At 64.6% G+C, this 10,556-nt stretch carries 10 protein-coding genes; 3 read left to right on the forward strand and 7 right to left on the reverse strand.

Going from position 1 to position 10,556, the window contains the following annotated elements; translation table 11 throughout:
- Window positions 1–33: 33 nt before the first annotated feature.
- On the reverse strand, window positions 34–519 hold the full coding sequence (locus NS365_RS20355; protein ID WP_058602130.1) for a peroxiredoxin: 486 nt from the start codon (window positions 517–519) through the stop codon (window positions 34–36).
- A 27-nt stretch (window positions 520–546) separates the two neighbouring features.
- Window positions 547–1,323 carry a protein-disulfide reductase DsbD domain-containing protein gene (locus NS365_RS20360; RefSeq protein ID WP_206612157.1) on the reverse strand — a complete coding sequence of 259 codons (777 nt, stop codon included), beginning with the start codon at window positions 1,321–1,323 and terminating at the stop codon, window positions 547–549.
- A gap of 97 nt (window positions 1,324–1,420) precedes the next feature.
- On the opposite strand from NS365_RS20360, the gene NS365_RS20365 reads away from it, so the two are divergent.
- A complete protein-coding gene (locus NS365_RS20365) occupies window positions 1,421–2,029 on the forward strand; it encodes a YqgE/AlgH family protein (protein WP_058602132.1) in 609 nt (202 codons plus the stop codon).
- Between the two features lie 39 nt (window positions 2,030–2,068).
- On the opposite strand, the gene NS365_RS20370 is transcribed toward NS365_RS20365, so the two are convergent.
- From NS365_RS20370 to thrC, 4 genes are read right to left on the reverse strand one after another with little or no spacing between them, the layout of a single operon-like run.
- The gene (locus tag NS365_RS20370; protein ID WP_058602138.1) at window positions 2,069–4,969 is read right to left on the reverse strand and encodes an EAL domain-containing protein; all 2,901 of its coding nucleotides are present in this window, start codon (window positions 4,967–4,969) and stop codon (window positions 2,069–2,071) included.
- Between the two features lie 8 nt (window positions 4,970–4,977).
- Window positions 4,978–5,619: a GNAT family N-acetyltransferase gene (locus NS365_RS20375; protein ID WP_058602133.1), complete on the reverse strand. Its 642-nt coding sequence runs from the start codon at window positions 5,617–5,619 to the stop codon at window positions 4,978–4,980.
- Window positions 5,620–5,629: 10 nt separating this feature from the next.
- Window positions 5,630–6,940, reverse strand: coding sequence for a M16 family metallopeptidase (locus tag NS365_RS20380; RefSeq protein WP_058602134.1), 1,311 nt, complete (start codon window positions 6,938–6,940; stop codon window positions 5,630–5,632).
- Window positions 6,937–8,346 carry a threonine synthase gene (gene thrC / locus NS365_RS20385; RefSeq protein ID WP_058602135.1) on the reverse strand — a complete coding sequence of 470 codons (1,410 nt, stop codon included), beginning with the start codon at window positions 8,344–8,346 and terminating at the stop codon, window positions 6,937–6,939. Before thrC ends, NS365_RS20380 begins: the two co-directional genes overlap by 4 nt.
- Window positions 8,347–8,491: 145 nt before the next feature.
- Between thrC and NS365_RS20390 the strand changes: the two genes are divergently transcribed.
- Window positions 8,492–9,073 carry a hypothetical protein gene (locus NS365_RS20390; protein ID WP_153003881.1) on the forward strand — a complete coding sequence of 194 codons (582 nt, stop codon included), beginning with the start codon at window positions 8,492–8,494 and terminating at the stop codon, window positions 9,071–9,073.
- Between the two features lie 22 nt (window positions 9,074–9,095).
- On the opposite strand, the gene NS365_RS20395 is transcribed toward NS365_RS20390, so the two are convergent.
- Window positions 9,096–9,779, reverse strand: a complete 684-nt coding sequence (locus NS365_RS20395; RefSeq protein WP_058602137.1) for an HAD family hydrolase — start codon at window positions 9,777–9,779, stop codon at window positions 9,096–9,098.
- A gap of 399 nt (window positions 9,780–10,178) precedes the next feature.
- Between NS365_RS20395 and NS365_RS20400 the strand changes: the two genes are divergently transcribed.
- On the forward strand, window positions 10,179–10,556 hold a 378-nt coding region (locus tag NS365_RS20400; protein ID WP_275477565.1), incomplete at its 3' end, for a DNA-methyltransferase.

The raw sequence follows: 10,556 nt of genomic DNA on the forward strand, positions 1-10,556 counted from the left end.
GCGAGAGTGGCCTCGCCGGCCTGAGGTGACGGGTTAGAGCTGCGCCAGAAGCGCGGAAGCCGAGGAGGTTTCCGCCTGGCCCGGCGATTCTTCGACGTTGAGCGCGGCGACCGTTCCATCGCGGACGATCATGGAATAGCGCTTGGACCGAAGGCCCAAGCCGCCGCCCGACAGATCGACATCGAGGCCGGCGGCACGGGTGAACTCGCCGTTTCCATCGGCCAGGAACAGAATGCGGTCTCCGGCCTCCGTGGCCTTGGCCCAGGCCTTCATGACGAAGACATCGTTCACCGAGACGACGGCGATCGTATCGACGCCCTTGGCACGGATTTCGTCGTTGAGTTCCAGGAAGCCGGGCAGGTGGTTCATCGTGCACGTGGGCGTGAACGCACCGGGCACGGCAAAGAACGCCACCGTCTTGCCGTTGAAAATCTCATCGGTGGACAGGGTCTTGGGGCCGTCTTCGCTGGGCGTGCGGAATGTCGCCTGGGGCAGCTTGTCGCCGATCGATAGGGTCATGGCATATCCTCTGGCATCTTGAGTCGGTCAATTCCGACCGACTGGAAGCGCGCGGATTAGCTCTGCCTTCTCCCCATCCGTCAACAGAAGGTCGATCTTCGTCAGCTCCGCATCGGTGCCGGGTGTGGATAGGATCGGAATGTCGAGGGAAAAACCGTGTGCGTCGGAGCCCGCGACCGGCACGCCGAAGCCCCAGCCTTCGGGCGCCGCCACAAAGGCGTCGGTTGGGGGCGGCCCCTCGCGCGAAGCGCTGGCGATATGCAGCCGGCCCTGCCGCATCGAAGCCTCGATGTCGTGCGGCTGAACGTCCTGTGGAAGCGCCGCCAGCGCGCGGCGCACGGCTGCTCGCGCGTTGAGGCTTGTCGAGGGCTTGGCTTCCAGTTCGACATGAACAGGCAAACAAAGCTCGCGGCAGAGACCGATCGTGATATCGGCCCGCAGGATCGACGTTTCGCCCGGCTTTGCCGCGCCCATGACGACAAAGGAGACGGGCTCGGCATAGCCGATGCTCTCCATGTCACCCTCGCGGAACCGCGTTGGAACCGGCAGAAGAATAAGAGCGTCTTCAACCCCGGCGCTGTTGTCGAGCTGGATCGCCGGGGCAAGTCCCACCGGGCCGGGCGAAATCCAGTAAGTCTTCCAGCCCGGCTTGAGATCGATCGAGAGCGCGGCCTGAACGCGACCGTTCTCCTCCACGACGTCTAGCCGCATATGCGCGCCCTCCACCTCGATTTCGGATGCGGAGAGGGCAGGACCGGCCGTGAAGGACACAGCCGCTAGAAGCGCGAAAAACAGCCAGCCCATTGCGAGCCTGTGCGGCAGCTGGAAAAAATCGAAACGCCGCATTTCAAAACCTCATGTCGCTGATGCAAAACCGGCAGGACAGCTTTATCTTAGGCTCATGGACTTCGAGAACATTCGCAACCGATCCGACGAAGCCTCTTCCCTGGAAGGGCACTTTCTCATCGCCATGCCGGGCATGGAGGACGAGCGATTTTCGCGCTCGGTCGTTTACATCTGTGCGCATTCGTCGAGCGGTGCGATGGGTTTCATCGTCAATAAGGCGCAGCCGCTCAGCTTCGCAGCGCTTTTGACGCAATTGGAGATCGTGAGCGATCCCAACGAGATTCGCCTGCCGCAAAAGGGGCGGGAGGTTCCTGTTTGCCAGGGCGGGCCGGTCGAGCAGGGGCGCGGCTTCGTTCTGCACTCCGAAGACTACGATTCCGAGTCCACCGTCAGCGTCGATGATGGCATTGCCCTGACGCCGACGCTCGACATTCTGAAGGCGATTTCGAGCGGCGTCGGCCCGTCTACGGCGATCATGGTGCTCGGCTATGCCGGCTGGAGTCCTGGCCAGCTCGAATCCGAAATCGCCGCCAACGGATGGCTGACCTGCCGCGCTGATCTCGACATCGTGTTCGATGCCGAACTCGAGAACAAATACACCCGGGCGCTTGCCATCCTCGGCATCAATCCCGCGTTTCTGACGAGCGAAGCCGGCCACGCCTGAGGCGTCGGCGGCTACGCCTTTCCGCAAGGGATAGCCGCATCAGACGACAGCTGCCTTGCGGCCCTGCCGATCCTGAAGCCGTCGGCGCGCTTCCTCGGCGGTGAGCGGCGGCGAGAACATGAAGCTCTGAACATATTCGCAGTTCAGCTGGCGAAGCCGTTGCGCGTCGATCTCCTTATCGACGCCTTCGGCGACCACGGCGAGCCCGAGTTCATGCGCCATGGTCACGATCGACTGCACGATGATCTGCTTCTGCGGATGCGCGTCTCCGCGTAGGAAGGTCTGGTCGATCTTCAGCGTGTCGAACGGAAAGCGGATGAGATAGGAGAGGGCGGAATAGCCCGTCCCGAAATCGTCCAGCGACAAGCCGACGCCCATTTCCTTGAGGCGCTCCAGAAGCTTGGCCGAGCGCTCTGGGTTGTCCATGACGAGCGATTCGGTCAGCTCCAGCTTCAGAGTCTCGGGCGGCAGGTTGTAGCGTTTCAGAATGTGCCGGACATCGTTCAGCAGGTCTTGGCGGATGAGCTGGCGGCTGGAGATATTGACCGAGCAGAAGAGCTTGGATTGGCCCGGCAGCTTTTGCCAGTCCGACAAACGCCTTGTCGCCTCGTCCAAGGCGAACTGGCCGAGTTGCACGATCAGGCCGGTATTCTCGGCCATCGGGATGAACTCATAAGGCGAGATCGGTCCGCGCTTGGCGTGGTTCCAGCGCAGCAAGGCTTCGAAGCCGACGATCTCGCTCGACGACAGCTTCACGATGGGCTGGAACATGAGCGACAGCTCGTTGCGCCCGAAGGCGCGGCGCAGGTCCGATTCCAGTTCGACGCGGCCCGAGGCGTGGGTCTTGTAGCCGGGCCGGAAGGGCTCGATGCGATCCCCACCGAGTCGCTTGGCCTGATACATGGCGAGTTCCGCGTCGCGTAGAACCTCATCCGCGCTGGCACCATCCGTCCATCCTGTCAGGCCGATCGAGCCCGTGAGGATGATGTCGCGGTCTCCGAACGTGATCGGCGCACGCACGACTTCACGCAGGGCTTCCGCGAAGGAGCCGACCGCGCCAATCTCGGCTTCGGACATGAGGATCAGCCCGAACTGATCCCCCGTCAGCCGGGCCAGCGAATCCTGCGGTTTGAGGACGCGCTTCAAGCGCCGGCCGAGCGTGAGGATGATCGTGTCGCCGGTCGCCATGCCGAAGTCGTCGTTGACCTGCTTGAACCGGTCGATGTCGATGACGAAGAGCGTCGGCCGTACGTCCGGGTGGCTCGCGGCGAGGGCGGCTATCGAGTTCAGCCGGTCGATGAAGAGTTCGCGGTTGGGCAGGCCGGTCAGCTGGTCGTGCAGCGCGTCATGCAGAAGGCGCTCCTCGGCCTTCTTCCGGTCGGTCACGTCCTTGAGCGTACCGACGCAGCGCACGACCTCGCCGTTCGACCCGAGCACCGGCCGGGCCTGCAGGTTCATCCAATGGTAATGCCCGTCGTCGCTCCTCAGGCGGAAATCCTGCGCGATGCGGCCACGACGATGTTCGAGGATCGTGTCGAGCGTGATCTTGAAACGATCCCGATCGTCCGGGTGCAGGATGGGAAGCCAGTCCCGCGCCGGTCCGTTCATGGCCGCCACCGGCATCCCCAGGAGACCGTCCGTGTCGGAGCCCGCGAAGATGCGATCGCGCGCGACGTCCCAGTCCCAGATCGCATCGCCGGTTCCCGCCAACGCCAGAGCGCGGCGCTCCATGTCGGACAGGAGCCCGCTGCCGAAACTGCCATTGCCGGCGAAGGCGTGCTGCATGACCGTAAAGCCGATGAGCAGGACGACGAGCACCAGACCGCCGCCCAATGCCGGTTGAATGATGTCGTTATGGATTTGGCCGGTGATCGTCAGCCATCCCGTGGCGAGCCACGCAATGATCAGCAGCCAAGTCGGGATCAGCATGATCGCCCGGTCGTAGCGCATGGCCGAGAGATAGAGGATCAGGAGAAGACCCACCCCGGCCGTGGCGGCCATGGACATGCGCGCGATGCCGGACGCCATGGGGGGATCGAACGCCGCGAGGGCACCGAGGCCGCCCAGGCCCACCAGCCAAAGCGCCGTGAACGCGGAGAGAATCCCGTGCCAGCGGTTGAGGTTCAGATAGGCGTAGAGAAACACGACCAGGGTGAAGGCGAGGGCCACTTCCGTGCCTGCGCGCCAGATGCGCTCCTCACCCGGCACGATGGGCACCAGCTTCTGCCAGAAGTCGAAATCGATGCAGATATAGGCGAGTACGGCCCAGGCGAGGGCGGCGGTCGCAGGGAACATGGGCGACCCCTTCACGACGAAGAGGATCGTCAGAAAGACCGCGAGCAGGCCGGCGATACCGAGCACGATGCCGCGATACAGCGTGAAGGCGTTCACGGTGTCCTTATAGGCATTGGGCTCCCAAAGGCGGATTTCCGGCAGCTTGTCGCTGGCCAGTTCCGCCACGAAGGTGATCACCGTGCCGGGGTCGAGCGTCACGAGGAAGACGTCGGCTTCCGGGCTATCCTGCCGGTCGAGCGCAAAGCCCTCGGACGGTGTGATGGCGACGATGCGCTGCGAGCCGAGATCGGGCCAGACCAGCCCGGAGCCCGACAGTCGGAAATGCGGCGCGACGACCAACCTATCGATCTGCTCGTCCGTGTTGTTGGCGAGCGCGAAGACGGCCCAATTTCCCGATGGATTGGACGAGCTGGACTCGACTTCGATGCGCCTCACGATTCCGTCCGAGCCTGGGATGGTCGAAACCTGGAAGTTCGCTCCACGCCCGCGATGGATGTCGATCGCGGGCGCAAGATCGATCGCGACATCCTCGCGTCCGATGCTCACGGGGGCGAACGCACTGGCGGGCGTTGCACAGGCCCAGGCCAGCAGGAAGAAGCCGAGCAGGCAGAAGAGAAGGGCCGGGGATCGGGAGAGTTGGGGCATGGAAAACGTCAAGGTCTTGTCCCGGCAAGCGAAGGGGCGGACATCGAATCGGCATGATAACCGGCGCTGGCGGCCCAGTCTTCGGCCAACAAGGAATAGAGTAGGTGATCCTCCCAGACACCGGCTATTTTGAGATATTGCCGGAGATGGCCTTCCCGGCGGAATCCACAGGACTCAAGAAGGCCGATCGATCGGCCGTTGCGCGGAACACAGGCCGCTTCGACGCGGTGCAACCCTTCGATCTCGAAGGCGAAGATACAGATCGTACGAACCGCGCGGCTCATGATGCCCCGCCCTGCGTGGCGTTCGCCCATCCAATAGCCCAGCGTCGCCGATTGGGCCACGCCGCGCTGGATGCGTCCAAGCGTCAGGCCACCGTAGAGAACCTGCCCCTTTGGATCGAACACGAAGAATGTGTAGCTGCCGCGCTCGCGTGCATCGCGGCGGTAACGCGAAAGGCGTAGGCGGAAGGCCGGGCGGCTGAGTTCCCCCGGAGACCAGCTGGGCTCCCATGGCGTGAGAAAGGCTCGGCTTTCCTCCCGAAGCGCCCTCCAGCGCTCATAATCGCCGGGACGCGGCATCCGCAGCAGGATTCCGGGACCGTTCAGCACCGGCTGAGCCGATGCCTGAACCCACGTCAGCCAACCCATCCGGCTGGGATCAGCTAACCGCAGCGGCGGCGCGCAGTGGGGCCGATGCGCTACGACCCGCCCCACCTTGCATCAAGGTCTCCGACGACGGCAAACGCGACACCGGGCCGATCGCCGCAAGGGTCGGAACGGTGTCGATGAAGGTCGCCTCCGCAAGCCCTGCCAGACGCGTCGCCGTGATGGCGTCGAGCCGATCCAGCAGCTCGGTATTGGCGATGATCGAGCCGTTGAACATCAGCTGGCGCGCCATCTGGCCCGCGCGCGATGCCGGGCTTTCCTGGCTCATCAAGAGGCTGGAGCGCATCTGCGCCCGGGCGCGCACGACTTCCTTCTCGGTGATGCCGTCCGCTGCGCGAACCAGCTCCTCCACGATCACGGGCGCGAGCTCGGCCAGTTCTTCCTCGCCCGTCGCGGCGTGAACGCCAAAAATGCCGCTGTCGGAGAAGCTCCAGTGGAAGGCCGAGATCGCGTAGCAGAGCCCGCGCGTTTCCCGCACTTCCTGAAACAAACGAGACGACATGCCGCCGCCCAGGATGATCGACAGGACCTGCGCGGAATAGAAGTCGCGCTGGTAGTAGGGGCGGCCTTTGAAGCCCAGCACCATCTGCGCGTCGGAAAGATCGCGCTCTTCGCGGAACTCGCCGCCCGTATAGAGAGCGGGCGTACGTTCTGGCAGGGCGCCCCCCATGGGCGCTTGTGCGCCGAAAGCGGCCGAGACACGGTCCACGATGTCCTGATGCGACACGGCGCCGGCCGCCGAAACCACCATGCGGTCCGGCGCGTAATGGCGCGTGAGATAGGTCCGCAGATCATCCGGGGTGAAGGAGCGCACGCTTTCGCGCGTGCCCAGGATCGGTCGCCCGATGATCTGGTTGGCGAAGGCGGATTGCTGAAAATGGTCGAACACGATGTCGTCCGGCGTATCCTCGGCTGCGCCGAGTTCCTGCAAGACGACCTGTTGCTCCCGCTCCAGCTCTTCCTCGTCGAAGCGGGAATCGAGCAGGATGTCCGACAGAATGTCGATCGCCAGCGGTACGTCGTTCTTCATGACGCGGGCGTAGAAGGCGGTGGTCTCGACACTGGTGGAGGCGTTCAACTCGCCGCCGACATCTTCGATCTCTTCGGCGATCTGCCGGGCCGAACGGCGCGACGTACCCTTGAACGCCATGTGCTCGAGAAGATGAGCGATGCCGTGCTCGCGCTCGGTTTCGTCTCGTGCACCGGCCTTGACCCAGACCCCCAGCGCGGCGCTTTCCAGCGTCGGCATGGTTTCGGTCGCGACCGTCAACCCGTTGGAGAGGCGCGTGACCTCGACGCTCATGCTGCGGCCCCGTGGCGCACGGCGCGGCTGCGCTCACGGATAAAGGCTTCGATGGCATCGAGATCGTTCGGCAGAACGTCGAACTTTTCCTCCCTGCTCATCAAATCTCCATGGCTGGGCGGCAGCGGAGGCTCGACGCCGCAGGCCGCCTTCACCGAAGCCGGGAATTTGGCCGGATGCGCCGTACCAAGCGTAATCATCGGGATATCGCCCATATGCTGGTCCGCCACGGCAACGCCGACCGCCGTATGCGGATCGAGGAGATAGGCCGTCGTTCCGAGATAGGTCTTGATCGTTTCAGCCGTGCCGGCCTCGTCCGTGCGCCCGGCGTCGAACTCGGCGCGGATGGCCTGGATCATGGGCTCGGGCAGGGTGAATGCGCCGGACTGGCGAAGCTGCTGCATCAGACGGCGAACCGTTTCCGCATCGCGCCCGCTCGCCTCGAACAGGAGACGCTCGAAATTCGAGGAAATCTCGATGTCCATGGAGGGCGACATGGTGGCGTGAACGCCTTCCATCTCGTAGCGCCCGCTTCTCATCGTCCGCTCGAGAATGTCGTTCTTGTTGGTGGCGATGATCAGACGATCCACCGGCAGGCCCATGCGCTTGGCGGCAAAGCCGGCGAAGATGTCACCGAAATTGCCGGTCGGCACGGTGAAGGACACCGTGCGGCGGGGCGCGCCGACACTCGCGGCCGCCGTGAAATAATAGACGATCTGAGCCATGACGCGGGCCCAATTGATCGAATTGACGCCCGAAAGAGCCGTTTCGGCGCGGAACTTCGCGTCGTTGAACATGCTCTTCACCAGGGCCTGGCAGTCGTCGAACGTGCCTTCCACCGCAAGCGCATGAACGTTCGGTCGTCCGGCCGTCGTCATCTGGCGCTGCTGGACGGGGGAAACGCGGCCCTTTGGGAAGAGAATGAACATGTCGGTGCGCTCGCTGCCCGCGAAGGCTGCGATGGCCGCGCCGCCCGTGTCGCCCGAGGTCGCGCCGACGATCGTGGCGCGGCGCTGGCGCTGCGTCAGCACATGGTCCATCAGCCGCGCGAGTAGCTGCATCGCCACGTCCTTGAAGGCGAGCGTCGGGCCGTGGAACAGTTCGAGCACGAAATGCCGATCGCCGATCTGAACGAGCGGGGCGACGGCGGGATGGCGGAAGGTCGCATAGGCCTCGCGCACCATGCGCTCCAGATCGGCCTGAGCGATCTCGCCGCCCACGAAGGGCGTCAGGACCTCCAACGCCACCTCGGCATAGGGGCGACCGGCGAAGGAGGCGATGGTCTCGGGCGAGAGGGTCGGCCAGGTTTCCGGAACGTAAAGACCGCCGTCCGTCGCAAGGCCGGCCAGGAGAACGTCAGCAAAACCAAGGGTCGGAGCTTCGCCCCGCGAACTCACATATCTCAACGACAACTCCCGTGCGCCCTTGCGGGCGGCTTGCTTCGGCTCGGAGGAAACGGTCTTCGCTTCTCCATGCCAAGACTGGTCGCAACCTGGCTGGGTGCCTGATATAGACCGAGCGACACCCCTATGGGAAGAACCGCGGATGCATATGTCGAGACGCAGCCCCTTCCAGAATCTGCTTTTTTTGACGCTGGCCGGCCTCAGCGCCGCCGGTTGCAGCACGTCGGGCGGAGGGCCGGCACCCGCCGCGCCTTCGTCCGCCAGCCTTCCGGCCTCGCCCGCGCAGGTCGCCAGCGCGGGAAAGGTCGCGGACTATTGCCCGCAGGTTGCTCTACGCGAAGGCACCGCCATCCTGCGTAAGGGCTCGGGAGATTCTGTGGACTATGTCGCCTCCATCACCGGCACGACGCGGTCTTGCCGCGAGCGCGACGGGCAGTATTTCATGGAAATCGCGGTCACCGGGCGCGTCGTGCCGGGGCCGGTCTCGAAGGGCGGAACGGTCGATCTGCCGCTGCGCGTGGCGATCGTGGACAATGGCAAGCTCGTCTATAGCCAACTGGGTCACCAAGGCGCGCTTCTGGATTCCACGGGCGGCGCGGTGAACTTCTCCTATATCGACCGCAACATCCGCTTCCCCAAGCCCGCCGGCAAGACGCTCACGATCTATGCCGGCTTCGACGAAGGACCGCCGGCGCCGGCCGTTGCCGCCAAGGGCAAGACCGGCCGCTGAATGGTGCGTCGGGGGCGGCCGGTCAGGCCGCTTCCCAATTGCTGAAAGCCTCCACGACGCCGGGAAATTCCGACAGGCGACGGATCACGGTTTCCGCGCCCGCTTCGGCCAGCGCATGGCCGTGGCCGTCATAGCTGTGCTGCCCGCCGGTGAAGCCGACGACTCGGCAGCCCGCCGCAACGGCTGCGGCAACGCCATGAACGGAATCTTCCAGAACAATGGTTTCGCGCGGCGCGGTCTCGAACTGACGGCAGCCATAGAGATAGACGTCCGGCGCGGGCTTGGGCCGCTTCGTGCCGACTTCGCGCGAGGCATAGACATAGGGGCGGAAGCGGTCCCAGAGCTTGGTCGGCTCCAGAACGATCTTCAGCCGCTCGGAGGAGGAATTCGAGCAGATGGCGCGGGGCAGGTCGAGCCGATCGAGCATCTCGTGAACGCCCGCAATCGGCGTAATCTCGGCGGCGAGGCGACGGTCGAGTTCCACTCGCTGACGCTCGGCGTAATCCTCGGGAAAACGGATGCCGGCTTCGGCCGTCAGGAGTTCGAGAATGCGGTCCTGCGTCAGGCCCGCGAAGCGCTCGGCGATCTCGTTGGCGGATATTTCGTAGCCGAGTTCCTTCAGGAGCGAGGCGTCCACCTTGGCGGAGATGATTTCGGAATCGACGAGCACGCCGTCGCAATCGAACAGAATGAGGGAGAGTGCCATCGTGGCCTTTCGAGGTTCTGTGCGGGCCTCGGCCGAACTCGCGTTCCTGAGCCGCTCCCGGATGCTGTCGCGGCACCGGTTCGAGGGCCGCTCATGCTCCGCCGCGACGACGAAACCCAAGTGAGACAGGGGCGGGCGGGGATGCGGCGGGGTTAGCACGCTTCGCAGCCGGAGGCCAATCGGTGGGTCACTTCATGGCTCGTTAACCCTCTTCGGTAACCATAAGCACATGAGGGGCGGCGGTGATTTGGAGCCGGAGCCCGGTGTGATCCCGCGGTGTTGTCGCGTTGAGTGGGTGGTGGTGGCGCTATGTCCAGGTCCGGTGCGGTTCGCGTGTCTCGTGCAGTGCCAGCGTCAAAGGCCGCGCCCGGAGCGGAGCGCCTGAGCGCAGGCACACCGCTGGGCTTCGCCGGTGCGGGGGCTGTGGCCCTCTCGCCAAGCCAGCCGGAATGGCTGGACACGATCATCAAGGGCGACTGCGTGTCCCGCATGGCCGCGCTGCCCGCCGGCAGCGTCGACGCCATCTTCGCCGACCCGCCCTACAATCTTCAGCTCGGCGGCGACCTCACCCGCCCCGACCAGTCCCGCGTCGATGCCGTCAACGAGGAATGGGACCGCTTCGAGAGCTTCGAGGCCTATGACGCCTTCACGCGGGCCTGGCTGCTCGCCGCCCGCCGCTTGCTCAAGCCCAACGGCACGATCTGGGTGATCGGCTCCTACCACAACATCTTCCGTGTCGGCGCCATCATGCAGGATTTGGGCTTCTGGATGCTGAAC

Origin of the sequence: Aureimonas ureilytica (genome assembly GCF_001475935.1) — a bacterium.
GTDB classification, from domain to species: domain Bacteria; phylum Pseudomonadota; class Alphaproteobacteria; order Rhizobiales; family Rhizobiaceae; genus Aureimonas; species Aureimonas ureilytica_A.